This is a genomic window from Longimicrobium sp., assembly GCA_036387335.1.
GTDB lineage: Bacteria > Gemmatimonadota > Gemmatimonadetes > Longimicrobiales > Longimicrobiaceae > Longimicrobium.
In genome coordinates, this window is record DASVTZ010000186.1 from 1 (window position 1) to 24,117 (window position 24,117).

Annotated in this window: 20 protein-coding genes and 1 riboswitch; of the genes, 8 read left to right on the plus strand and 12 right to left on the minus strand. The window is 71.0% G+C overall.

The features are described from left to right. The first annotated feature begins 508 nt into the window (after positions 1-508). A riboswitch (cyclic di-GMP riboswitch) is annotated at positions 509-597 on the plus strand. A 95-nt stretch (positions 598-692) separates the two neighbouring features. Then, positions 693-2,855 carry an EAL domain-containing protein gene (locus VF647_18470; protein HEX8454078.1) on the plus strand — a complete coding sequence of 721 codons (2,163 nt, stop codon included), beginning with the start codon at positions 693-695 and terminating at the stop codon, positions 2,853-2,855. Here the strand turns inward: VF647_18470 and VF647_18475 are convergent, their stop codons facing one another. From VF647_18475 to VF647_18525, 11 genes are all read right to left on the minus strand, one after another. Then, complete coding sequence (locus VF647_18475) at positions 2,856-3,221, minus strand: metal-sensitive transcriptional regulator (GenBank protein ID HEX8454079.1); 366 nt, start codon at positions 3,219-3,221, stop codon at positions 2,856-2,858. Positions 3,222-3,558: 337 nt separating this feature from the next. Then, entirely contained in the window at positions 3,559-5,934 is a 2,376-nt protein-coding gene (locus VF647_18480; protein ID HEX8454080.1) for a heavy metal translocating P-type ATPase, read from the minus strand. 1 nt (position 5,935) lies between these two features. Then, entirely contained in the window at positions 5,936-6,316 is a 381-nt protein-coding gene (locus VF647_18485) for a cupredoxin domain-containing protein (protein ID HEX8454081.1), read from the minus strand. Positions 6,317-6,332: 16 nt separating this feature from the next. Further along, a complete protein-coding gene (locus tag VF647_18490; protein ID HEX8454082.1) occupies positions 6,333-6,545 on the minus strand; it encodes a cation transporter in 213 nt (70 codons plus the stop codon). Between the two features lie 222 nt (positions 6,546-6,767). Continuing rightward, positions 6,768-7,595 carry a trypsin-like serine protease gene (locus VF647_18495; GenBank protein HEX8454083.1) on the minus strand — a complete coding sequence of 276 codons (828 nt, stop codon included), beginning with the start codon at positions 7,593-7,595 and terminating at the stop codon, positions 6,768-6,770. Positions 7,596-8,193: 598 nt separating this feature from the next. Next, positions 8,194-8,667: a hypothetical protein gene (locus VF647_18500; GenBank protein HEX8454084.1), complete on the minus strand. Its 474-nt coding sequence runs from the start codon at positions 8,665-8,667 to the stop codon at positions 8,194-8,196. A gap of 365 nt (positions 8,668-9,032) precedes the next feature. Next, positions 9,033-10,103, minus strand: coding sequence for a hypothetical protein (locus VF647_18505; GenBank protein HEX8454085.1), 1,071 nt, complete (start codon positions 10,101-10,103; stop codon positions 9,033-9,035). Then, the gene (locus tag VF647_18510; protein ID HEX8454086.1) at positions 10,103-10,573 is read right to left on the minus strand and encodes an RNA polymerase sigma factor; all 471 of its coding nucleotides are present in this window, start codon (positions 10,571-10,573) and stop codon (positions 10,103-10,105) included. The genes VF647_18505 and VF647_18510 overlap by 1 nt, the downstream gene beginning before the upstream one ends. 355 nt (positions 10,574-10,928) lie before the next feature. After that, positions 10,929-12,023, minus strand: coding sequence for a hypothetical protein (locus VF647_18515; protein HEX8454087.1), 1,095 nt, complete (start codon positions 12,021-12,023; stop codon positions 10,929-10,931). Between the two features lie 814 nt (positions 12,024-12,837). Continuing rightward, positions 12,838-14,271, minus strand: coding sequence for a M28 family metallopeptidase (locus tag VF647_18520; GenBank protein HEX8454088.1), 1,434 nt, complete (start codon positions 14,269-14,271; stop codon positions 12,838-12,840). Between the two features lie 398 nt (positions 14,272-14,669). Next, positions 14,670-15,365: an HAD family hydrolase gene (locus tag VF647_18525; protein ID HEX8454089.1), complete on the minus strand. Its 696-nt coding sequence runs from the start codon at positions 15,363-15,365 to the stop codon at positions 14,670-14,672. 75 nt (positions 15,366-15,440) lie between these two features. Here VF647_18525 and VF647_18530 point away from each other — a divergent pair, with 75 nt between their 5' ends. Continuing rightward, positions 15,441-16,373: an NAD(P)/FAD-dependent oxidoreductase gene (locus VF647_18530; GenBank protein HEX8454090.1), complete on the plus strand. Its 933-nt coding sequence runs from the start codon at positions 15,441-15,443 to the stop codon at positions 16,371-16,373. Between the two features lie 311 nt (positions 16,374-16,684). Here the strand turns inward: VF647_18530 and VF647_18535 are convergent, their stop codons facing one another. Further along, entirely contained in the window at positions 16,685-17,758 is a 1,074-nt protein-coding gene (locus VF647_18535) for a serine/threonine-protein kinase (protein ID HEX8454091.1), read from the minus strand. A 149-nt stretch (positions 17,759-17,907) separates the two neighbouring features. Here VF647_18535 and VF647_18540 point away from each other — a divergent pair, with 149 nt between their 5' ends. The 6 genes from VF647_18540 to VF647_18565 all read left to right on the plus strand — a co-directional run bounded on the left by VF647_18540 (position 17,908) and on the right by VF647_18565 (position 23,989). Then, the gene (locus tag VF647_18540; GenBank protein ID HEX8454092.1) at positions 17,908-18,339 is read left to right on the plus strand and encodes a hypothetical protein; all 432 of its coding nucleotides are present in this window, start codon (positions 17,908-17,910) and stop codon (positions 18,337-18,339) included. A gap of 17 nt (positions 18,340-18,356) precedes the next feature. Continuing rightward, positions 18,357-18,794 carry a DUF3293 domain-containing protein gene (locus VF647_18545; protein ID HEX8454093.1) on the plus strand — a complete coding sequence of 146 codons (438 nt, stop codon included), beginning with the start codon at positions 18,357-18,359 and terminating at the stop codon, positions 18,792-18,794. A 663-nt stretch (positions 18,795-19,457) separates the two neighbouring features. Further along, entirely contained in the window at positions 19,458-20,111 is a 654-nt protein-coding gene (locus VF647_18550) for a CBS and ACT domain-containing protein (protein ID HEX8454094.1), read from the plus strand. Between the two features lie 5 nt (positions 20,112-20,116). Beyond that, positions 20,117-21,292, plus strand: a complete 1,176-nt coding sequence (locus VF647_18555) for an acetoin utilization protein AcuC (GenBank protein HEX8454095.1) — start codon at positions 20,117-20,119, stop codon at positions 21,290-21,292. Positions 21,293-21,297: 5 nt separating this feature from the next. Beyond that, entirely contained in the window at positions 21,298-21,822 is a 525-nt protein-coding gene (locus tag VF647_18560; protein ID HEX8454096.1) for a GNAT family N-acetyltransferase, read from the plus strand. Between the two features lie 184 nt (positions 21,823-22,006). Beyond that, positions 22,007-23,989 (plus strand): M1 family metallopeptidase, encoded by a 1,983-nt coding sequence (locus VF647_18565; protein ID HEX8454097.1) that lies wholly within the window; start codon positions 22,007-22,009, stop codon positions 23,987-23,989. Positions 23,990-24,117: the final 128 nt, after the last annotated feature.

The following is a 24,117-nucleotide window of genomic DNA, read 5'->3' on the forward strand; positions in this document are numbered from 1 at the left end:
AAAGCCCGCCCGCGGTCATCCTGAGCGAGCCCGCCCCACCGGCCGGCCTGCTGCGGCGCGCCAAGGATCCAGCCACCGACGACAAGCCCCCCGCCACGCGCAGTAGATCCTTCGCTCCGCGCCGAAGATCCCGGACCGGGCCAGGCCGGAGCCGCGCGTCGCTCAGGGTGACCAACGGGTGCGAATGCGCGCCTCTCGAGCCGGCTTCAGCCGCCTTCGCGTAGTTCCAGCCGGGGGCTTTAGCCCCCGGCGACCCGGCCCCGGCGCCCCCCTTCCCGCCGACCCGCCCCCCAACCTGCGAAGGCAGGTTTCCCGCGGTTGTTGCAGCGGTTTCAACCGCCGGTCCCCCCACCATTTCCCTGTCCCGCCCCACCATGTGACCGGGCACGCCCCTTGCCCGTCCATGCTGATGGAGGGGTGCCGCCGAGCACGCTTGCGCGGTCGTGCACCCTGACTCATGTTGCGGTAAACGCATGTCCGGCCCGGGAGAGCAGCGCACCCGGGCGCCTACGACAAACGGCAAACCCGGCGAAAGCCGGCGACGCAAAGCTACGAGGCTACCGCCGCACCAGCGGCCACGCCAGTCGAGCCGCCGAACAGGTCACGAAAATGCGCACCAGCGGTACGCGCTCCCTCTCCCCGGCCAGGCCGCCCGCGCGCGCGGCCCGCACCCCCAGGCCCGGGGCCGTCCGATGAGCCCGCGGACGCCGTTCGCCACCGGCGACGAGCTGGCCGCACCCGGCCCGCAGACCTTTCCCCCCGCAATCCGCGACCTGCTGTCGGGCGCGGTCCGCCGCCTGGGCGCGACCGCGGCCGTCTTCGTGCCCGCGAACGCCGAGATCGGCTTCCACGGCGTGCCGGACGCACCGGAGCAGGCCGTCCTCACCCGCGCCCTGGGCGAGCTGCGCCCGCTGGCGAACGAGGCGGTCGCGACCGACGCCGCGCGCTACGTCCCGCTCCCGCGCGCCGAGCCGGGCTCGGCGGCCACCGTCGCACTGGTGCCGGTGTGCTGCGTGCGCGAAGAGCCGCTCGGCTGCCTGATCGCGCTCGGCGGCAAGGGGTGGTCGGGGCCGGAGCGGATCGCGCTGGTGTGCATGGCGGAAGCGGCCGCGGCCGAGACTGCTCGCGAGGAAGAAGCCGCCGCACGCAAGCGCGCCGAGCATCGCGTGAGGCTGCTGGAGGGTGCGCTGCGGACGGCGCAGGTGGGCGTCACCATCGCGGACGAGCGGGGGCGGATCGTCTACGCCAACCCGGCCGAAGCGCGCATGCACGGCTACAAGGTGGAGGACCTGTACGGGCGGGAGGCGCGCTCGCTGGCGCCGCCGGAGCTGTGGAGCTTCGACGGCGGCAACGCCGCGCGCCGCCTGCCACGCTGGACGCGCGAGCGCACCAACGTGCGCAGCGACGGCACGCGCTTCCCCGTCCGCCTCTGCTCCGACCCCATCGTGGACGAGGCGGCGCGCCCCGTGGGCCTGGTCACCTGGTGCGAGGACCTGACCGCGCACACGTCGGAAGAAGCCGAGCAACCCGTCGCCGAGAGCCGCGACGCGCTCACCGGCACGCTGGACCGCGCGAGCTTCCTGCACCGCCTGCGGCTGGCCTGCGCCGCGCGCGAGCGGGGCACGGGCGATGAGTTCACCCTCCTCTTCATCGACCTGGACCGCTTCAAGGCCGTGAACGACCGCCACGGCCACGCCGCCGGCGACGCGCTCCTCTCCACCATCGGCCAGCGGCTGCTGGCATGCGTGCGGCCCACCGACATCGTGGGCCGCGTGGGCGGCGACGAGTTCGGCGTCCTGGTGCGCGGCACGGGGCGCCAGGCGGAGGTGGTGCCCGTGGTGCACCGAATCCAGCGCACCCTTGCCGCCGCCACCACTGCGGGCTCGGTCCAGATCCACCCGTCCGCGAGTATCGGCATCGCCCTCAGCTCCGAGTGCGAGGAGCCGGAGGACCTGCTCGCCAGCGCCGACCGCGCCATGTACCGGGCAAAGGCGCTGGGCCCCGGCCACTACGGAGCGGGCGATACGACCCTCCGCACGCACGACTCGGCCGTCGGCGCCATGGAGTCGGACCTGCGCCGCGCGCTGGACCACGACGAGCTCGCGCTCCGCTTCCAGCCCATCATCTCCCTGCGTGACGGGCGGCTGTCAGGCTTCGAGGCGCTGGTCCGCTGGGATCACCCGGTGCGGGGTCTGCTGGGCCCGCAGGCCTTCCTGCCCGTCGCCGAGCGGAGCGACCTGATCGTGGACATCGACCGCTGGGTGCTGCGCGCCGCCGCCCGCCAGCTTCGCGAGTGGACGTCGCTCTACCCGGTGGCCCTTCCCGTGTCGCTGAGCGTCAACTTCTCGGGCCGCCACGTGGTGCGCCCGGACGTGGCGGAGCACACGCGCGCGGTGCTGCGCGAGTTCGGCGTGGGCTCGGGGCGGCTGATGGTGGAGGTCACGGAGACTTCGATGGTGGAGGACGCCGAAGCCGCCGCCGCCACCCTCACCGCCCTGCGCGAGGGAGGCGTTCGCCTGGCTCTGGACGACTTCGGCACCGGCTACTCGTCGCTCTCGTACCTGCGGCAGCTCCCCTTCGACGTGCTCAAGATCGACCGCTCGTTCGTGCAGCGCGTCGGCCAGTCCGCGTCGGACCGCGCCATCGTGCGCAGCGTGGTGTCGCTGGCCCGCACGCTGGGCCTCAGCGTCACCGCCGAGGGCGTGGAGACCGCCGAGCAGCAGAGCGCCCTGCGCCGGCTGGACTGCGAGCACGGGCAGGGCTTCCTCTTCTCCGAGCCGGTCACCGCGGCCGAGGCGGCGGGGTGGATAGAGCGCGGCGCCCACGCCTTCCCCGGGAGGGCGCGCGCGGGGTGATCAGCGGGCGTGCTTGTACATCATGTCCACGAGCTCGTCGTACATGGAATCGGCCGCCGCGCCGTCGCTGCCCGTGATGGCGGCGGCGGCGCAGTGCTTGAGGTGGTTGCGCATCAGCTCGCGTCCCACCCCGCGCAGCGCCTCGTGCACCGACGAGATCTGCGTCATGACGTCGGCGCAGTAGCGGTCCTCCTCCACCATCTTCTGGAGCCCGCGGACCTGCCCCTCGATGCGCCGCAGCCGCTTGAGGTTGCGCTCCTTGATCCCGGCGTCCACCGCGAGGGCTTTCCGCTCCCCGTCCTCCTCCCCATGCGCCACCCCGCACGCGCAGGCGGCGGGGCGGTCGTCGTTCGTGCTGGCCGGCATTGGACCTCAGTGCGTGAGTGCGTTAGTGCGTGAGTGCGGCGGGCCCCCTCCCCGCTCGTTCCTCGCTGCCCCTCCCCCAAACTGCTGGGGGAGGGGCGTTTAGCGTGCATCTGTCCCGTACTTCCTACTTTGTCGCCGCGCCGATCTCCACAGCGCCCGAGACCGCTTCAGCGGTCTTCGCGTAGTTCCAGCCGGGGGATTTATCCCCCGGTGCCGTTCATCCCCCGGTGCTGTTCCCCCGGTGCTGTTCATCCCCCCGGTGCTCGATCCCCCGCGCCCCCGCAACCTGCGAAGGCAGGTTTCCCGCCGTTGTTGCAGCGGTTTCAACCGCCGGGGCCTAACCCAGCCGCACCCGCCGCAGCCGCAGGCTGTTCGCCACCACGCTCACCGAGCTGAACGCCATCGCGGCGCTCGCCAGAATCGGGGAGAGCAGCAGCCCGAACGCCGGGTACAGCACGCCGGCCGCGACCGGGATCCCCACGACGTTGTAGATGAAGGCCCAGAAGAGGTTCTGCTTCATCGTGCGCATCGTGCGGCGCGAGAGGTGGATGGCGGCGGCGACGCCGTCGAGGTCGCCGCGCATCAGCACCACGTCCGCGGCCTCGGCGGCGATGTCCGTGCCGGTGCCGATCGCGATCCCCACATCGGCGCGGGCCAGGGCGGGCGCGTCGTTGATGCCATCGCCCACCATCGCCACCACCCTGCCGGCCCCCTGCAGCCGCTCGATCTCCGCCACCTTCCCCTCAGGAAGCACCTCGGCGACGACGCGGTCGATCCCCGCCTCGCGCGCGACCGCCTCGGCCGTGTGGCGGTTGTCGCCGGTCAGCATCACCACCTCAAGGCCCATCGCATGGAGCCGCCGCACCGCGGCGCGCGAGCTCTCCTTGATGGGATCGGAGACGGCCACCAGCCCCGCCAGCCGCCCGTCCACCGCCACGAACATCGGCGTCTTCCCCTCGGTCGCGAGCCGCGCGGCGTCGCCCTGGAGCGGGTCGATGACGATGGCATAGTCGGACATCAGCAGCGCGTTCCCCACCGCGACCGCCCGCCCCTCCACCACCCCGACCGCGCCGCGCCCCGTCACCGATTCGAACGCATCGGGCGCGGCGAGCGCGAGGCCCGCATCCTTTGCGCGCGTCACGATGGCGTCCGCCAGCGGGTGCTCCGAGCGCGTCTCCAGCGATGCGACCAGGCGCAGGAGCTCGTCTTCCGATGCGACCACGCCGCCGGCAGCCAGCGCCATCTCGGTGACCGTCGGGCGCCCCTCGGTGACGGTGCCCGTCTTGTCCAGCACGACGGTGGTCAGGTCGCCGGCGCGCTGGAGCGCCTCGCCGCCCTTGATCAGCACACCGTACTCGGCGCCCTTGCCCGTGCTCACCATCACCGCGGTCGGCACGGCGAGCCCCATGGCGCAGGGGCAGGCGATGATCAGCACCGCCACCGCGGCCGCGAATGCGCGCACCCCTGGCGCCACGTCGGCCACCACGAACCACGCCACAAAGGTGGCGATGGCGATGGAGAGGACGACCGGGACGAAGACGGCGCTGATGCGATCGGCCAGGCGCTGGATGGGCGCCCGCGAGCCCTGCGCGTCGCGCATCAGCTTGACGATGCGCGCCAGCACGCTGTCCGCGCCGAGGGTGGTGGCGCGGTACTGGAAGGCGCCCGTGCGGTTGATGGTGCCGCCGATCACCCGGTCGCCCGTGCCTTTCTGCACCGGCATCGACTCGCCGGTGAGCATCGACTCGTCCACCGCGCTCCCCCCGGACACGACCTCGCCGTCCACCGGGATGCGCTCGCCGGGGCGCACGACCACGGTGTCGCCGTGCCGCACGTCCTCGACGGGGACGTCGATCTCCGCGTCGCCGCGCAGGACGCGCGCGGTCTTCGGCTGGAGCTCGGCGAGCGCGCGCAGGGCGGCGGAGGTCTGGCGCTTGGCGCGGGCCTCCATCGCGTTGCCGGCCAGGATCAGGGCGATGATGAACACCACCGCCTCGTAGTACACGTCCGGCTGCACGCCGCGGCTCAGAAAGAAGCCCGGCGCCACCGTCGCGGCCACCGAGTACACGAACGCCGCGCCCGTCCCCACCGCCACCAGCGTGTTCATGTCGGCGGAATGGTGGCGGAAGGCGGCCCAGGCGCGCGTGTAGAAGTGCCGGCCCGCCCACGCCATCACCGCTACGGTGGCCACGAGCAGCCCCCACGCCAGCACCGCGCGCGGGATCGCGTAAAGCCACGGAAGCGCGGATCGCAGCGGGGGGCTCAGCCACTCCATCGCCCAGCGCATGAAGGGATCGACGGTGGCGCCGTGCCCGTGCTCCCCCACCGCCATCAGCGGCATGGCGACGAGCATCGAGAGCATCGCCACGGCGAAGCTGACACCGGCCTTCACCCGCAGCTCGCGGAACTCATCGTCGTGCGCGCGGTCCTGCGCCTCCTGCTCGTCGAACGCGGAGCGATCCGGATGCGCCAGCTCGGCACCATACCCGGTCGCCCGGATCGCATCCACCAGCGCGTCCGCAGACGTCGAAGCGGGATCGAAGTCGACCGTCGCGTTGCGGAGCATCAGGTTGACGGCGGCCTGCTGCACCCCCGGCTGCTTCTCCAGCGCCCGCTGCACGCGGCCGGAGCAGGCGGCGCACGTCATCCCGCTCACGGGGATGGTGACCTTTTCGCGCGCCGTCTCCCGCTCCGGCGATACATGGGTGTGCATCTCACCCCTCCTGTTCTTCCACCGTGATGCGCCCGCGGAGCATTCCCATGCCGCAGGTGAACTCGTAGCTCCCGGCGCGCTCGGGCGTGAACTCGACGGGCGTCTGCTGGTTGGCGGGAAGGAAGCGCCTGATCCCGAAATCGGGGATCACCACCTCTTCCGAGCACCCCGACGTCTCCTGCCGGTCGAAGAGCAGCCGCACGGGCGCACCCGCCTTCACCCGCACGTGCGCGGGCGAGTAGCCCCCCTGCACCACCACCGTCACCTCCTGCCGTCCGCCCGCCACCGCCCCGACCGCGGCGTGCGCCGGCGAGCGCCCCGCCACGAAGAAGTACCAGTGACCCACGCGATGGCGGCCGCGCCGCCAAAGATCACCGCCCATTCGCTGGCATCCATGATCACCTCCCGGCCACGCGGGCCTGGTATCCTTCTTCCTCGATGGCCGCGCCGATCCGCTCCGGACTCGCCACCGCGGGATCATACTCCACGGTCGCGCCCCCGATCTTCACTTCCTCGACCTTCACCCCATCTATGCCGCCGAGCGCCTGCTCCACCGCCCTCACGCAGTGCCCGCAGCTCATCCCCCCGATCTCGATCGTCACCCGTTCCATCGTTCCCTCCGTTCGTTTCGATATACCCCCTGCCCGTATCCATAATAGGTACCCCCACCCCCTATGTCAACCCCAACAGCAGTCTCACGCGGAGACGCGGAGCCGCGGGGAGAGGACGCGAAGTTCTCTCTGCGTCTCCGCGTCTCCGCGTGAGGCCATGCAGTTAAAAAAAGGCCGGCCACCCAAGCGGGTGGCCGGCCTCGGTCCGTCAGGCGGGGTGCGTCAGGGAAGCTTGACGAAGGGCGCCAGGAACGCGCGCGCTTCGGGCGTGTCCAGACGCCAGTCCCAGGTGGTCGCGCGGCAGTTGTAGTCGCCGGTAGTGACGGTGGCGACGATGGTGGTGGGGTCGCCGTCGATGAACTTGGGGCCGCCCGAGTCGCCGTAGCAGTCGCCGCCCTCGCCGGTGGCGCTGGTGTTCATCAGCAGGCCGAGCCAGGTCGGCTGCAGGCCCATGAACTCGGACCGCGAATAGCTGCGCTTACCGTCGAACGAGAAGCCCGGAACGCCCGTGCGCGTGGCCGACACGCCGTACCCCACGTTCACGAAAAGCTGCTTGCTCAGGCTGCCCTTCGCCGCCAGCGCATCCAGGTAGCCGGCGGTGGGGAGCTTGAGCGGCGTCATCCCGCGCGTGGCGGCGGCCGGCAGAAAGATCACCGCCAGGTCGTGCAGGTTCGCCTGGTCGTGCCCGTACTGCGGGTCGGCCTTGTAGCCGGTCGCGGCGATGGCGCGGAATCCCTTGCCGAACAGGTCCGGCGAGAACGACACGTAGAACTGCGACCCCGGCGGCGTGTACGGCGTGATGACGCAGTGCGCCGCCGTCACGAACACCGTGGGCGACACCAGGCTGCCGGTGCACCACTGGTCGTTGCCGTCCACTCCGTTGCCGTTGTAGTCGAAGAGGAGCGCGCCCACCGACGGATAGGCGTTGCCCGTGGGCGCGCCGTTGACGATGCGGCTGGAACCGGCGGAGGGCGCGAGCGGCGCGTCGCTGCCGGAGCAGGCGGCCAGCGATAGCGCGGCGAGGGTGGACAGGACTGCGAGGTGGCGCATGAAGGTTCTCCGGGGCTGCGTGGAACGGGGGGAGGCCGCGCCGGCCCGGACGAGCCGGCGCGTTGCACGTTCGATTCACCGCCCCGCGCACGCGACACCGAGGGGCCGGAACCGACACGATTTGGAAGATGGCGGCGCGCCGCCGTTCCTACAAGGGTCTCCCCGCACCGAGCGTCACGCGCGTACCCGCAGTTCCTTACCGACTCCTACAAACCAGCGCCCCCGAGCCGGGGACGCGGGTTACCCTTCTGGTCACGGGCGGCGCCAGCCCGTTTCCGAACCCCAGCCACTCGCGGGAACCATGAGCCTTGTCAGAACTCTGGCACCCGTCCTCACCCTTGTCGCCGCGGGCACACCATTAATCGCGCAGACGCCCGATCCGTGTGCTGCGGCGAAGCACGTGACCAATCGCTAAGACCCTGGCCGGGGCCGGGGCCTCAGGTCCGTCAGACGCGGCTAGTCAGGCATGTGTGAAGCCCACACGCGCGGCCAGGATGACGTCTAGGTACTCGCCGCGTCAACCCGCGGGCGCCAATCCCGCGAAACGCGGTCGAGCAGCACTCCTAGGGCGGCCCCGGTCCCGTACAGGCGCCACTCATCAGCCGCGCATCCGCCTCCGGAAAGTCGCCGTGGTCGGACAGGGCGCGGATGAGCTCGCTCCGCGCGCAGGCGGCGGCGCGCGTCGCAGGCGGGTCGCCCATGGCCTCGTGGCGGCCCCGTAACCCACCAGCGTCGCGGTCCCCTCCATCCGCGCCATGCTGCGCTCAACGGCGCGTACCGGCGGACGGGCGGCCGTGCGCCGCTCTCGAAGCGCGAGGTACGCCCGCGCCAGCGAGCGCACCCTGTCCGGCGAGGCGGCATGGAGCGCGGCTACGAGCGCGCGCCGTTCCGCCTCGGCCGTCGCGATGAACTCCGGTGCCGTCAAGACCGCGGAGTCCACCAGTTGGTCCCAGAAGCGCGCCCTGGGGTCGCGGTCGCGCGATGGGGCGAAGCGGCGCCTCTGGTAGCCGTGGAACGCCTCGTGGAAATAGAAGTTGAGGCGGTCGAAGCCGCTCGTCCCTTTCGCCTCCACCGCGTGGATGGTGTCGCCGCCGAGGTCGTAGGCCGTCGAGAAGCGGTTCGGCCCCAGGCCGGGAGGGTACCCGGCAAAGCGGTAGAGCAGGCTCGCCAGTCCGAACTAAAGCCCCGCTCCGGCGGAGCGAACGTACCTGTGCGAGGGGATACGCTGCGTCACCGGAGGGCGCGTCCGGCGGGGTTGACGAGGAGGAAAGCCTGGTCCGTGCCCCAGAAGCCGGGCCACACGCGCCCCACCCGCACCGCCGAGCGGTTCAGGGTGGCGGTCATACGCACCAGCGCGGCATCCGCCGTGTCCGGCCAGTGCAGCGGCGGGTGCGGGTCCCGGGGGGTGAAGGAGAGCGCAGACGGCGCCGGAGGGGGTCACGGTTTCCGTGGAAATTCAGGGGGAGGGATGAAGCGGAGGCGGAGCGACTCGCCTCCGCGGAGCACCGACATCTCGAACGGCCCGTGCTGCATCTTCATGAGCGCGGGGATGATCCAAGAGTCGCCCACGGGCCCCCCGTTCACGGCGGTGATAATGTCGCCGGCGCGCAGGCCGCCGCGGCCGAACAGGTAGGGTAGCGGCGCCAGCAGCGAACGCTCGGACTGCTCGCGGGTGGGCTCGAGCGCCACGCGCACTCCCGACGTGATCCCGAGCCGGGCCGTCACAGAATCGGGTAGGTTCTCGAACACCGCCAGCACGTCCACCCCACCTGGCGGCACCCGGTTCAGAGATGCGCGGAGCGCTGGGCTCCACTCCAGGTCGAAGGGATGGCGAGGGCCGAGACGGCGCTCCGCCAGCTCAACTACCGCCACGCGCACAGCCTTGCCAGAGCGGAACGCAACTCTCACCCGTTCGCCTACGTCGCGCCCGCCGAAGGCGATGTACATCTCCTCCGTGCGGCGCACGGGGCGTCCTTCCACCGACACCAGGACGTCGCCTGCACGCGCGCCCGCACTCCCGAGCGGGCCACGCGGAGCCAGCGCACACAGATAGATCCCATCCCCCGGTGGAACGATCCAGTCGGCGCAGCCGACGAACCCGAGCCAGGGCACCTCCGGCCGCACCGCGCCGGCCCGTACGCCGGGCTCCGCGATGGCGCGGGCGAGGACCGCATCGGCGGCCACCGCTTCGCCCACCGTCCACCCGCCTGGGCTCCTGCGCCCCGGGAACACCAGGAGGAGGACGGCCGCCGCAGCGATCGCCAGTGCCACGGCGGCCCAGCGCCTGCGGGACGGCACCCAGCGCTCCTTGCGAGACGGTGTCTCGTACTGCGGGAGCATGAGCAGAAGGGCGTCGAGGCGCCGCTGCCGGCCAACCGCGTCGCGGCACGCGCCGCACTCGTCGAGGTGCTCGGCATATACCGCGCGCTCGTCCGAGACCATGTCGCCCGCCTGGTAGCGGGCAGGCGCGAGCTCGTCAAAGTCCGAGCATCCCTGTGGCTCGCTCATCAATCTTCCTCCGCCAGCGTTCCGGCCAGCCGCATCCGTGCGCGGTGAAGGCGCTGACGGCACGCGGCCTCAGAGATCCCCAGGAGCTCCGCGACTTCCGGATGCGAGTACCCCTCCACAGCATGAAGCACCAGCACACTGCGCAGCGCCTCTGGAAGCGCCCGGATGGCACGGTCCAGCTCCAACGCATCCAACGACACGGGTCGGACCGCCGCCGGACCGGCCGTCTCGTCTTGCTGGAAACCGGTCATCCATCGCTCGCGGCGCAGCTGCTTGAGCGCTAAGTTGATCCCGATTCTCGTAATCCAGGTGCCCAGCCCCGCCTCGCCCCGGAAGTAAGCGGCACTCTCCCACGCTCGCACAAAGGCGTCGTGAGTCACGTCGGCCGCCGCGGCAGCGTCGCCCAGCAGCCGGTACAGCGTCCCGAAAATGCGGGTGTGGTGGGCGCGGTAGACGGTCGCCAGCGCCACCCGGTCTCCGTCTGCGATCCGCCGGGCGGTCTCGGCGTCCCCGGGATGTCGGTCGTCCGGGCCTCTCATGCCTGCCGGCCTCGGAGTTCCGCTCCGCGGTGAGTCGATATGCACATCTGATCCGCTGCGGGTGGTTCCTGTGACACGGGGCCGATCAGGCGGGAGTGGGGCTCGCCCTCGACACAGTCCAGCCGGCTTATAGGCCGATGTCCGGCGGTTTTCCTTAGTTCCAGAGCTGGAGCCAGCGGGCGGTCGCTGACGCAGGCGAAGTTCCTCGAACTACTGCAGGCACGTGGCTCCTCCACCGGAGCTGTGCGCGCCGAAATCGGCATCCCCGTGCGATCCCCGATGCGCCTCAGCGCGGAATCGCCCGCTCCCTCCCGACGACGTCCGCGTTGCCGAAGCGCACGAGCGCGGCGCGCGAGAGGACACGCGTGCGGCGGGGGTCGAAGGCTAGTGCCCTTGCGAGGATCGCGTCCAGGTACTCTCCCCGTTGCACGCGGTCGCGCCATGGGATTCCGAGACGGTCCAGCACCACCCCTAGGGAGGCTCCCGTTGCGTACAACCGGTGACGCATCAGCCGCGCGTCAGTCTCGGGGCCGCGGGAGAACTCTTCCAGAGGCCTCGCGAGTTCGCGGCGCAGAAACGCGACGACAGTGTCGCGCCCCGCCCCCGTCGCCGTGGACGCAGCGGACAGGCCTACGTAACGTGCGGTGCCCTCCTGGCGCTCCATCATCCTCTCGACGGCCTGCACATCGGCCAGTCCGTCGCTCCGCGCTCGGCGCGTGGCCAGGTACAGGTGCAGAAGGGAGCGCAGCGAATCCGCTCGCGAGCTCGCGAGCGCGGCAGACAGGATCCGCCTCTCCACTTCCACCTTCGCGGTGAACTCCAGAGGGGCGATGTGGACCGAATCGACCAGGGGTTTCCCGAACTCGCCCCGCGGCTCGCCGGGGACTCGGGCGAAACGCTCGATCTGGAACAGGTGGAAAGACTCGTGATAGAGGAGGTCGAGCGTTTTGAACAGCGTTGGCTGGAGCGGGACCGCGGTGACACGCCTGCCATTCACGGGGAAGGCGATATGGAACCCCCTGCTCTGTTCGAGTCCTGCTGGCATCCCGAGATAGAGATATCCCCTCGCGCGCAACTCTTCCGGAGCGGCCTCGCCGCTCAGCGGCGTATAGCCGGGGGGTGGGGGAGTGGACGAGACCAGAAGCGCAGCGTCTGGATACCGGGTGAGGATAAACGCCTGGTCCACAGGCCAGAACCCCGGCCAGGCCTCTCCTGCTCGTGTCGCGACCCGGGCCGCCACGGCTGCAGCCTGCACGAGCGCCGAATCGGACGTCGGAGCGGGGGCGGTCGCGGCACCGGAGCGAAGCGGTGATCTCTGCGCGCTTCCGGAAGGGCTTCCCAGAACGCTGGCTCCCACTACCAGAAAGAGCACCGCGGTCACGCGAGCGATGCGGCATCCGGATGTACTTATCGCTGGCATGTTACATCCCTCCCATTCAGGACCTAAAGGTGAATTGGGCATTACCCCGCCGGCTCAAAGCTGAGTCGGAGCGACCCAGCTCGGCGGCAGGGCGCCGGCTCGACAACGGTGTTCTGCAGCTTTCCCCAACAGGCGGAGAAACCGGGAAGCGCCCCCCGGAGAGGCCCGCTACTCCGTGATCAGATCGCCTCTACGCGGGCCGCCGCTCTCGCGAGCGGATCGATCTGGTACTTCGATCCGTGGCGGGCGGCTTCTGTGACATGGAGAGAAAAGCAACAAAGTCCCGGGGTCACCGGCCCGAGCCCTTCGATCGCATCTCTGCCGCTTCTCCGGCGCCGGGGCCGGGCACACCGTCCTGTAATATCGACGCACTGAAATCGCCGCCTCGCGGCTCGACCCTTCGCCACAGCCGGGCGTCTACCCGCGGATCCGATCGGTGCTAATTCCTGATCGCCAGCGCCAGGCCGGAGGTCCTTCCCAGGCTCGTGCTAAGATTGGCGGGCGGCAAGACAGTCCCGCAGGTGCTGGCCCACGGGGAGGGGGTTTGAGCTCCTGCGCGAGCTGTGGGGGCACTCAGCGGCCGCGCTCACGCGAAGCGTGGACCACTACTTCGCCAAGCTGCGGCGGAAGCGGCGAACGATGCTGCCGGCCCGCCACAGCCTTACCGTGCGCCAGCCGTCGATCACTTCGAAGGATAGCTCGGCACGCGCCGCCACCAGACGTCCGGAATCGAGCCGTCCCGCTCGGGGACGGCCGCGTGCACTCCGCACGCACGCTACCTGCCGGGCATCGGGTACACCGCGATGCTCTCGTGCCCCTCGCGGTCCACCGCCACCACGCCGAAGAAGTAGTTGTCGATGATGACGTTCTCCAGCGTCGCCTCGGTGACGTTGCCGACCCAGCGGGAGCGCGTCCAGGTGGCCTCCGTGGGCTCGCGCCAGTACACGCGGTAGCCCGCCAGGTCCGGCGCGTCCACCGCCTTCCAGCGCAGCACCGTGTTAGGCGACACGCCGCCCGCCACCGTCACCGAGTCCGGCGCCGCGGGGGCCCAGGCCAGCGAGGCGAGGGACGCGGCGTTGAGCGCGGTCATCTTGGCGACGTACGGGTAGTCCACCATGTCCGGCGTGTCGCCGTAGCGGATGCCGTTCTCCACGCGGACGTTCTGGTGCTGGCGCGTGTAGTCCTCGAACGTCTCGGTGATGCGCACGGCGGGGTAGCCCGCCAGAAAGAAGGGCGTATGGTCGCCGCCGCGGCCAAAGCGGTCCAGGCGGTAGATCATCTGCACGTCCAGGTCGTTGACGTACTGGTCCGCCACCCGGTCCACGTACCGCGCCAGCTGCCGCGAGGGCGTGTCCAGCTCGCCGCCGCTGTACAGGTAGCGCCGCAGCTCCGTCGCCGGCGCGTCCGGCGCGATGCCGGGGCCGAAGACGCGCGCCGTCGTGTTGCCGGTCGCCCCCGTCTGCCCGCGGGTGTTGCCGATGATGTCGTTGTTGAGCACCCCCGCGATCCGCCACCCGTTGGCCTTCGCGAAGCGAGAAAGGATCTCGCCGCCCAGCAGCCCCTGCTCCTCGCCGGCCAGCGCTCCGTACACGATCGTCCCGTCGAACCGGTGCTTCGACAGGACGCGCGCCGCCTCCAGCGCCGCCGCGACTCCCGACGCGTCGTCGTTGGCGCCGGGTGCCTCGCTGGTGGCGTCCATCACGTCGTTGACGCGCGAGTCGTAGTGCCCGGTGATCAGCACGTGGCGGTTGGGATCGGTCTGCCCGCGCTGGATGGCGACCACGTCGACCACGTTGGTGGGCACGCGGACGCGGCTCTGTGGATTGGCGGGGATCACCTCGCCCACGTAGCGCACCTCCAGGCATCCGCCGCACTCCCGCGAGATCCTCTGGAACTCCGCGTACAGCCACCTGCGCGCCGCCCCGATCCCGCGCGTCTGCGAGACGGTGTCGCTCATCGTGTGCCGCGTCCCGAACGCCGCCAACCGCCGGATGTCGGCCTCGATCCGCTGCGCCGACACCCCCGCCACGATCTGCCGGATGCGCGCGTCCTCCCCCGCCACTCCGTTGTCCGGCGCGCTCACCGTCTGCCCCGGCCGCGCCGCCGGGTCGCGCGTGGCGGGCCTGTTCGGAACCTGCACCTGCGCCTGCGCCGCCCCCGCAATGGCGACCGCGAGCATGACGGCGAAAGAACGGGATGTACGGGTCACGGATGGTCTCCAGGAAGAAGAAGAAAGTGCGTTAGTGCGTGAGTGCGTATAGTCCTAAGTCCTCAGTGCTAAGTGCTAAGTCCTGAACAGCACGCCAGTGGTTGCGTGCACCCCCATTTTGTCATCCTGAGGGAGCCGCCGACTCCAACGCCCGCAACGCGCCCCGTACTCCCTGCGGCGACCAAAGGATCTAGCCGGCGAGGCAGGAGGACGGCGCCGTACCACGGTCCCCTCGCCACGCGCAGTAGATCCTTCGCTCCGCGCCAGAGTTCGGTGGCCGTGCAAGTTCTGCGCAGCGCGTCGCAGGATGACAAAATGGGGGATGGGCTGATAGAGGGCGGTAACGCCCTGCCCGATACCCTGCCTCCAGTATTCAACGCACTCACGCACTAACGCACTCACGCACTTCCCTTCACCACCCTCTCCAGCAGCTCCCCCAACTCCACGCCCGCCAGCGATTCCAGCCGCAGCGAGTGGTCTCCGAAGGCGAGGGCGGCGGTCACGGGGTTGGGGACGACGACACAATACATCCCCGCGCGGCGCGCGGCCAACGCACCGTTCGGCGAGTCCTCGATGGCGACCGCGCGCGATGCGTCCACGCCCAGGCACTCCAGTGCGCTCAGGTACAGGTCCGGCTCCGGCTTCACGCGCTCCACATCGTCGGCGGTGCGGACGCAGTCGAAGTAGCGGCGCAGTCCCAGGCGCTCGAGCTGCCCCTCCACCCACACGCGCGACCCGCTGGACGCGATCCCCAGCCGCAGCCCCTGCAAGTGTGCGGCGGCAAGCGCATCCTCCACGCCCGGGAGCGGGCCGACCTCGCGGATGCGCTCGAAGAAGCGCTCGCGGCGCAGGCGGTTCAACGCATCCCGGTCGTGCTTCCTCCCCGTGCACTCCTCGAGGTAGCCGATCGGATCGAAGTACCCCGACTCGCGCCCCACGCAGTCCGCCCACACCTCCAGCGGCAGCACCGCACCGTGCTCGGCGAAGAGGTCGCGCGCCACGCCGTACACGTGGCTCTCGCTGTCGAGGATGGTCCCGTCGAAGTCGAACACCACCGCCTGGATCACCGCCCGCTCCGCGCCGAGGGAAAACATCTGTGCTGCCCGCCGGGCCCACCGCTTGCACGCATCGGGCCCTCCTTTTTCGACACCCGCATGCAAGGGCTGGGGATGGCCGACGAACAGAAGTACGACGTGATCGTGGTGGGAGGCGGCCCCGCGGGGCTGATGGCGGGGCAGTGGCTGGCGCGCTACCAGCGCCGCGTGCGCATCGTCGACGCCGGCGACGGGCGCAACGCCGTCACCTACGGCGTGCACGGCTACTTCGGCGTCTCGGACCCCACGCCAGCCGAGCTGCGCCGCATCGGACAGGAGCAGGCGCGCGGCGCCGGCGCCGAGTTCGGGCACGGCTGCGTGGAGAGCATCGAGGGCGAAAAAGATGACTTCACCGTCACCCTCTCCGGCGGCGCCACCGTCCAGGCCCGCCGCATCCTCCTGGCCACCGGCCTCAAGGACATCGTCCCCGAAACGCCGGGGCTGACGGACTTCTACGGCCAGAGCATCTGGCACTGCCCCGACTGCGACGGACCCGAAGTGGTCGGCAAGCGCATCGCCGTCATGGGATGGGGCGAGGGGATCGCCAAGTTCTGCATGTACATCATGACCTGGACGCGCGACATCGTCCTCCTCACCGACAGCCACGCCGCCGACATGAGCAGCGAGGCGCTCGAAGCGCTGGCGGAGCACGACATCCCCATCCGCCGCGAGGCCGTCATCCGGCTCGAAGGCGAGGGCAAGCAGGTCCAGCGTGCCATCTTCCACGAGGGCCCGCCGGAAGAGATCGAGGCGCTCTTCTTCCACATCGCCAGCGGCGCCGCATCCCCGCTCGCCGCCGACCTTGGCTGCAAGCTCGACGAAGACGGCGCCCTGGAGGGTATCCTTGACGTGGACAAGGAGTTCCAGACGAGCGTCCCCGGCGTCTACGCGGCGGGCGACATCGTCCCCGGCTCCCGCCTCGTCATCCGCGCCGCCTCCGAGGGCGCCCGCGCCGCCCTCGGCATTCACAAGTCGCTCATCGTGGAGGCGCGGAAGATTCGCACCTAAGCGGGCGCCGAAAGGCCCCCTCCCCCCGGCCCCCTCCCCCGCCTGCGGGGGCGCAGGGCGGGTGAGGGGGAGAACTGCATTCCCCGCAGCGCAGATCCGGTAGGGGCAGACCTGCGTGTCTGCCCTCCTCTGCCCTGTCCCAATCCCCGCCCTTGCGTACCCAACACCCGTAGGGGCAGCCCTGCGTGGCTGCCCGTGCCCTCCCCCGCGCCGAACCACGCGACGCGCAGGGATGCACGCGTGCGCCCCTCCCCCAGGTTGTTTTGGGGGAGGGGCCGCGAGGAACGAGCGGGGGAGGGGGCCCGCCGCCCCTAGCGCGACTGCGTATCCGCCCTTCTCTCGATGGGCGCTTCCTCCGGCCACAAGCGGTTGCGGCCCTTGAGCATCGGGGCGAGAGCCGCTAGCATACCGGAGATGGTCTGGAAGCGGGCGCGGGGATCGGAGTCCAGCGCGCGCAAGATCATCCCCTCCAGCTCGGCCGGGATCTGCGGGTTGTGCTGGCGCGGCGAGACCGGCGCCTGGCAGATCTGCGGGTAGCGCGACTCCAGCTCGCGCGTGGTGAGCGCGCGCGGCGTGTCGTCCGGGTTCGGCGCCGCCTTGCTCGCGGCCGGCTCCTCCCAATCTTCGTCCTCGTCCCAGAAGTCCTCGTCGTCCTCCTCCGGCTCCTCGTTGGGCCAGCGCCCCGTCAGCAGCTCGTAGAGAAGCGCCCCCAGCCCGTACACGTCGGTGGCGGGGGAGAGCGGCTCCTGCCTCACCTGCTCCGGGGCCATGTACGGCGCCGTCCCCAGCCGGTCCGTGGGGCGGCTGGTGAGCTTGATGGGACGCACCACGTCGAAGTCCAGCAGCACCGGCACCCCTTCGCGCAGGTGGATGTTGGCCGGCTTCAGGTCGCGGTACAGGTAGCCGCAGCGGTGGAGGTAGTGCACGGCGGCGCCCACGTTCATCACCGCGCGGATGGCGTCGGGCACGTGAAGGCGGCGCTTGGGCATCGCCTCCAGGACATCGAAGAGCGAGGGGCCCGCCAGGTACTCCATCAGCAGGTACGACCTCCCCTCCGCCACCCCGCTCCCGAAGAGCTGCACGATGTTGGGGTGGCGCAACCGGTGGAGGACGCGCGCCTCGTTGCGAAAGGAGGCCGGCGCCTTCGCCCCCGCGAACTCGGGGTGCACCACCTTGCCGGTGAGGGCGCACCAGTGGCGATTGCTCCACACCTGGTACAGCTCCGTCATCCTGCCGCGCGCCAGGTGCCCGATCACGGTGAGCTCGCCGATGCGGTCGCCCACGGCGAGGGAAAAGTCCGCCGTGGGGCGGGCGGGGTCGTGGGTCCAGCGGCGCGCCGCCACCAGCCCCTGGTAGCGGGCCCGCGCGATCCCGGGATCGGCCATCTGATTGGTCCTTCGTGAGATCCGCGGTGAACGTCCGGAGCGGCCGTCCGTGAGCGTTCTCCCCCACGCAACGGCCGTACCCCGTGCGGAACCCTGGCGCCGGCCCCGGGGTAGCTTGTATCGTGAACCTTCACCCAGGAGAGGTCCCCATGAAGCGCAAACACGTCGTCGCGGCCGTGGCCGCCGGAGCCGTGCTGCTCGCCTTCGCCGCCCGCCCCGCGCGGGCGCAGGATTGGCGGCCCGCCAGCAGGTCGATGCCCGCCATGCCCGCTCCCGGCGAGGTGAACGAAGCGTGGGTGGGGCAGCAGGCGGGCTGGCTGGCCGGCGGCGCCAGCGGTGTGAGCGCGCGTCCCGAGGGGGTGGCGGGCGGCAAGGCGCGCTTCGTTCGCTTCAACGGCAAGGACATGCGCATGGCTGGCGCCTGGTCCGACCGCAACGGCGACGGCCGCTGCGACATGCTGGAGGTCTACAACAGCGACGGCGCCCTCACCGCACAGCTCCTGGACCCGTCCTACTCCGGCACTGCGTCGGTGCTGCGCGTGTATGCGGATGGGAAGCTGGTCCGCGAAGAGCGGCTGTAGCTCCCTCGCTTCCGCCCGTGTGCGGCCCTGACGAGGCGCTGCGGGCGGCGTACCTGGAGACCTCCTGGTCGGTCCGCGTCCCCGGGGGCACGCTCCGCCTGGCCCCCGGCAGTCCCGCTCCGCGCCCGCTCCGTCCCGCCGCCATCGTCACCGCCTACAACCCGGCCTCCGTGCATGCTTCGGCGGCCGAGAACCGCGTCGCCGCGCGCCGCCTGCTCACTCAGGTGGTGGCGCTGGGCGTTCCGTGCCTCCCCGCACGCGCCCACGCTCCCGACCCGCGCTGGAACGAGCCCGGCACCGCCCTCCTCGGCCCCGCCGCCCTCGACGCCGCCGTACGCCTCGGAATCGAATGGGGCCAGAACGCCATCCTCGCGGTCGACGATGCCGGCCTCGTCTCGCTCGTCGCCACGCGGCCCGGCTTCTGCGGGCGCGAGCCGGGGGACGTGATCGGGTGAGAGTGCGTGAGTGCGTGAGTGCGTGAGTGCGTGAGCGTGAGTGCGTGAGTGCGTGAGTGCGTGAGTGCGTGAGTGCGTGAGTGCGTGAGTGCGTCGGGGGTGGGGTGTGGAACGTGGGGCCGTCAATTCCTTTGTCATCCTGAGGGAGCCGCCCGACGGATGTCTACGCTGCGCCGTACTCCTGCGGCGACCGAAGGATCTAGCCGGCGTGGCAGGAGGACGGCGACGTACCACGGGCCTCGCGCCACGCGCAGTAGATCCTTCGCTCCGCGCCATACTCTTGCGCACGGGCTAGGACGGAGTCGCGCGTCGCTCAGGATGACAGGATGGTGGGTATGCGCGCCGGCGTATGCGTGAGCAGGCGGGCTTCGCGTTGTTCCGGCGGCCTTCATTCGCTCCTGAATGCGGGCTGCGGCGCAGCGGCGGACACGGGCAGCCACATGGGGCTGCCCCTACAGGATGGCGGTGCCGACGGCCGGGCCGCGTGGCGGTGAGGACGGCGGGACGCATGGCGGTGGGGACGGCAGGCCGCGTGGCGGTGGGGACAACGGGCGGCGGCGCGCGGGAGGGCGCGGGCGTGATGAATCACGCCCCTACGAGGTCGCGGCGCCAAAACGCACTAACGCACTCACGCACTAACGCACTTTGCTGGTAAAGAACCGCATGACCCGCGACCCCGTCGCGGTGCCGGCCGGCGCGACGCTGGGGGAGGCGCTCCGCCTGATGCGCGAGCACCGCGTGCGCCACCTGCCCGTCGTCGAGGGCGGCGAGGTGGTGGGGATGATCAGCGACCGCGACCTGCGCCTCGCCATGCCCTCGCCGCTGGGGATGGAGAGCGCCGAGGACGTCGCCGCCGTCGAGGGGACGCCCGTGGCCGACGTCATGGCGCGCGGCGCGATCACCGTGGGGCCTTTCGACACCGTCGAGGACGCCGCCGTGCGCATGCGCCGCCATCGCGTGGGTTCGCTCCCGGTGGTGGATGCGGAGGGCGCGCTCCTGGGAATCCTCACCGAGACGGACATCCTGCAGGCGTTCGTGGAGATCCTGACCGCCTCCGGGCCCTCCTCGAGGCTGGAGATCTCCCTTCCCGACCGCCCCGGCGAACTCTCGCGCGCCATGCGGGTGATCGGCGAGGAGCTGAAGATCAACGTCAACAGCGTGATGGTGACTGGAGTGGACGCGGAGGGGCGCAAGACCGCCGTGGTGCACCTGGCCACCATCGACCCGCGCGAGGCGATCGCGGCGCTGGAGCGGGCGGGGGCGCGCGTGGGCTGGCCGTCGCTGGAGAACGACCTGCGGCGGATGGAGGGCGCTTGAGCGCGGTGAAGACGGCGCTGGTGTGGGACCCGGCGGTCACCGCCTACCGATTCCGCCCCGACCATCCCTTCAACCCCAAGCGGCTGGAGCTCACCGTCTCGCTGATGGAGGCGATGGGGCTGCTGGAGGCGGAGCACGTCGGCATCGTCGCACCCCGCCAGGCCACGGAGGAGGAGCTGCTGCGGGTGCACACGCCGGAGTACGTGGAGGCGGTGCGGCGCTTCAGCGAGCCGGGCGCGCGCGCCGCGGATGGCTGGAAGTGGGGGCTTGGGACGGACGACACGCCGCTCTTCCCCGGGATGCACGACGTGACCGCGCTGGTGACCGGCGCCACCCTGCGCGCCGCCGAGCTGGTGATGAGCGGCGAGTACACGAGGGCCTTCAACATCGCCGGCGGGCTGCACCACGCGCACCGCGACCGCGGCTCCGGCTTCTGCGTGTACAGCGATCTGGCGGCGGCCATCGCGTGGATACGCGAGGCGCATGGGGCGCGGGTGATGTACATCGACTACGACGCCCACCACGGCGACGGCGTGCAGGGGATCTTCTACGATGATCCCGAGGTACTCACGCTCTCCATTCACGAGTCGGGGCGCTACCTCTTTCCCGGCACCGGCTTCGTGGACGAGCTGGGCGAGGGGGAGGGGTACGGCTACTCGCTCAACGTGCCGCTGGAGCCGTTCACGGAAGACGATTCGTGGATCGGCCTCTATGAGCGCCTCCTCCCCGACATCGCGGACGCGTTTCGGCCGGACGTTATCGTGCTGCAGAACGGGTGCGACGGGCACACGTACGATCCGCTCACCCACCTGCGCGCCACCACGCGGCTGTACGAGGAGACGGTGCGGATCACCTGCGAGGTGGCCGACCGGCACTGCGGCGGCCGGGTGATCGCGACGGGCGGAGGAGGGTACGCGGTGTGGACGGCGGTGCCGCGCGCCTGGGCGCTGGTGTGGGCCGCGCTCTCCGGCCAGTCCGCGCCGGACGTCATCCCCCACGCATGGAACGACCGCTGGCAGGGGGAGTCGCCCGACCTGCTCCCCGAACGGCTGCGCGACCCGGAGGGGCTCTTCCCCGCCGTGCCGCGGCGCGCCGAGATCGAGGCGACCAACCGCCGAACCGTCGAATCGCTTCGCCGCCAGGCCCTCCCGCTCCTCCGCGGGTGGGGGCTCGGCTTCTGAACCAGGTGCCCACCGAACCCGACGCGCCCGCCACCCCGCAGGGGCTGCTCCCCGCCGCGGTGTACGACAAGGAGAACCGATTGTCCGCCGTACGTCCGTACCGCCCCGACGACCGCGAGTCGCTGGAGCGGTTCTACGCCGAATTCACCCCGAAGCGCGAGGCGCAGGGGCTCCCGCCGGAGGGGGCGCCCCGCGTGGCGCGCTGGCTGGACTCCATCCTCCGCGCCGGCACGCACCTCCTGGTGGAGCACGAGGGGCGGCTGGTGGGGCACGCCATGATCATGCCCACCGACCGGCCCGGCGTGTCCGAGTACGCCATCTTCCTGGAAGAGGCCGTGCGCGGGCAGGGGCTCGGCACCGAGGTCAACATCCTGACGGCGCAGGTGGCGCGCACGATGCGCATCGACCGGCTCTGGCTCTCGGTGGAGCCGCGCAACCGGCCCGCCGTGCGCTCGTACGAGAAGGCCGGCTTCCGCTTCAAGCCGGAGACGGTGTTCACGCCGGAGCTGGAGATGGAACTGGTGCTGTAACAGCGGCCTCACACAGAGCCACAGAGGGGTACGGAAAGAAAAAGAAGAGGGCGGCGCGGAGATGCGCCGCCCTCTTCGTGGCAGGAACATTGGGAGCGTGGACGGGATAGGATTCGGGCGCTGGCCCGCGTTTTGATCCGCCTGGGCTGGCTTGCCCGCCCGTACCCTTACGCGGAGACCGCTCTTGAGGAACTTCGTCAGCCACGCGGCTGTCCTTGCCACGCTCGCCATCGCCGGGGCCTGCGCGCCGGTGGCGGAACCGATCGTACGGCCGCTTCCCACCGGGCCCGCGCTGGACACGGCGGGGCGCACCTTCGTGCAGCGCGTGATCCCTCCGCCGGAGTTCCAGGCGGCGGTGCAGCGCGGCACCCGCAGCGAGACGGGCGCGCCCGGCCGGCGCTACTGGCAGAACCGGGTGCGCTACACTATCCGCGCCGAGCTGGACCCCCGCACGCCGCGAGTGACGGGGTCGGAGCGGATCGTGTACGTCAACAACTCGCCCGACTCGCTCCCCGTCATCACCATGAACTTCTACCAGAACCTGTTCCGGCAGGTGACGGGGGGGCTCACCATCACTCGCTTCCAGGTGGCGGGGCAGACACTGGGCGAGGTGTCGCAGCCGGACTACGAGGCCAACCTGCGCGAGGGGCGCCGCACCGCCGGCTACCTGGTGAACGGCACGCTGGCCCGCGTGCTCCTGCAACGCGCGCTGCCCGCGGGCGACAGCATCGCCTTCGACATCGATTGGAACTTCAAGGTGCCGCCGGCCCAGGCGCCGCGCACCGGCTTCGAGGACGCGCTCGGCGGGCGCGTGCTGCAGGTGGCGCAGTGGTATCCGCAGATCGCCGTGTACGACGACGTGGTGGGGCAGGACGTGACGCCGTACCAGGAACAGGGCGAGTTCTACCTGGACTACGGCGACTGGGACGTGCAGCTCACCCTTCCCGCGCAGTACCTGATCACGGCGACGGGCACGCTGCAGAACCCCGAGCAGGTGCTGGCGCCCGAGACGCGCGCGCGCCTCGCCCGCGCCATGCAGACGGACTCGGTGACGCACGTGGTGACGCGGGCGGACCTGGAGCGGTCCACGCTCGCCGGCACCGGCGGCAAGGTGACCTGGCGCTTCCGGGCGGAGAACGTGCGCGACTTCGCCTTCGCCACCTCCAACCGCTACCTGTGGGACGTCACCCGCGGCACCATCCCCACGGCCGGCGGCGGGACGCGCCACATCCCGGTGCACGCCATGTACAGGGCCGGCGCGCCGTTCTGGGACCGCGCGGTGCGCCACGCGGACCAGTCGATCGAGTTCCTGAGCCGGCAGATGGTGCCGTACATCTACCCGCACATCAGCGTAAGCGAGGGGCCGATCTACGGGATGGAGTACCCGATGCTCGTCTTCGTGGGGAAGCCGACCGGCCAGGAGGAGCGGCTGTACGAGGTGATCGCGCACGAGGTGGGGCACGAGTGGCTCCCCATGATGGTGGGCCAGGACGAGGCCGCGTTCCCCTGGATGGACGAGGGGATCAACACCTACCAGGAGGCGCTGGCGTTCCACGACTACTATCCGCGCTCCAACCACTGGGCGGACCCGCGCGCCGCCACGCTGGGGGCCAGCGGTCCCGCCGCCCGCCTGCAGCCGTTGATGACGCACGGCGACCAGCAGAACGCGGTGCTCTACGGCGTCACGGCCTACTACAAGCCGGGCCTCCTGATGCGCTCGCTGCAGGCGACGCTGGGCGACGACGTTTTCTTTCGCGGGATGCGCACCTACATGAACGAGTGGCAGTTGAAGCACCCGTATCCGTGGGACTTCTTCAACACGATGGAGCGGGTGTCGGGGCGCGACCTCGACTGGTTCTGGTACCCGTACTTCTTTCGCAACGCGACGTTCGACCAGGGGATCGCGGCGGTGTCGACGGGCGCGGACTCGGTGCGCGTCTCGGTGCGCGACTACGGCCAGGCGCCCGGCCCCACCTTCGTGACGGTGACGATGCGCGACGGCACCACCGCCCGCGCCACCATCCCGGTGGAGCGCTGGCTGCAGCCCTCCACCCGCCTGCAGACGGTCACGGTGCGGGTGAACGGCCCGGTTGCCCGCGTGGAGCTGGACCCGGAGCAGTACTTTCTGGACGTGAACCGGCGGAACAACGTGTGGGCTGGGAAGTAGGGGGCAGCCCGGGTTAGCCGGGGGCTGAAGCCCCCGGCTGGAACCACGCGAAGGCGGCTGAAGCCGGCTGGGGAACATGGCATTTGACCCGGGGTCCGCGAAGGCGGACTCCGGGTTTTTGCAGGTGG

Coding starts and splice junctions, on each gene's coding strand:
- VF647_18475 (HEX8454079.1), bottom strand. CDS start 3,221: ATGCCGGCCAGCACGAACGACGACCGCCCCGCCGCCTGCGCGTGCGGG.
- VF647_18530 (HEX8454090.1), top strand. CDS start 15,441: ATGGCCGACGAACAGAAGTACGACGTGATCGTGGTGGGAGGCGGCCCC.
- VF647_18470 (HEX8454078.1), top strand. CDS start 693: ATGAGCCCGCGGACGCCGTTCGCCACCGGCGACGAGCTGGCCGCACCC.
- VF647_18525 (HEX8454089.1), bottom strand. CDS start 15,365: ATGTTTTCCCTCGGCGCGGAGCGGGCGGTGATCCAGGCGGTGGTGTTC.
- VF647_18535 (HEX8454091.1), bottom strand. CDS start 17,758: ATGGCCGATCCCGGGATCGCGCGGGCCCGCTACCAGGGGCTGGTGGCG.
- VF647_18505 (HEX8454085.1), bottom strand. CDS start 10,103: ATGAGCGAGCCACAGGGATGCTCGGACTTTGACGAGCTCGCGCCTGCC.
- VF647_18480 (HEX8454080.1), bottom strand. CDS start 5,934: ATGCACACCCATGTATCGCCGGAGCGGGAGACGGCGCGCGAAAAGGTC.
- VF647_18495 (HEX8454083.1), bottom strand. CDS start 7,595: ATGCGCCACCTCGCAGTCCTGTCCACCCTCGCCGCGCTATCGCTGGCC.
- VF647_18485 (HEX8454081.1), bottom strand. CDS start 6,316: ATGGGCGGTGATCTTTGGCGGCGCGGCCGCCATCGCGTGGGTCACTGG.
- VF647_18550 (HEX8454094.1), top strand. CDS start 19,458: ATGACCCGCGACCCCGTCGCGGTGCCGGCCGGCGCGACGCTGGGGGAG.
- VF647_18540 (HEX8454092.1), top strand. CDS start 17,908: ATGAAGCGCAAACACGTCGTCGCGGCCGTGGCCGCCGGAGCCGTGCTG.
- VF647_18490 (HEX8454082.1), bottom strand. CDS start 6,545: ATGGAACGGGTGACGATCGAGATCGGGGGGATGAGCTGCGGGCACTGC.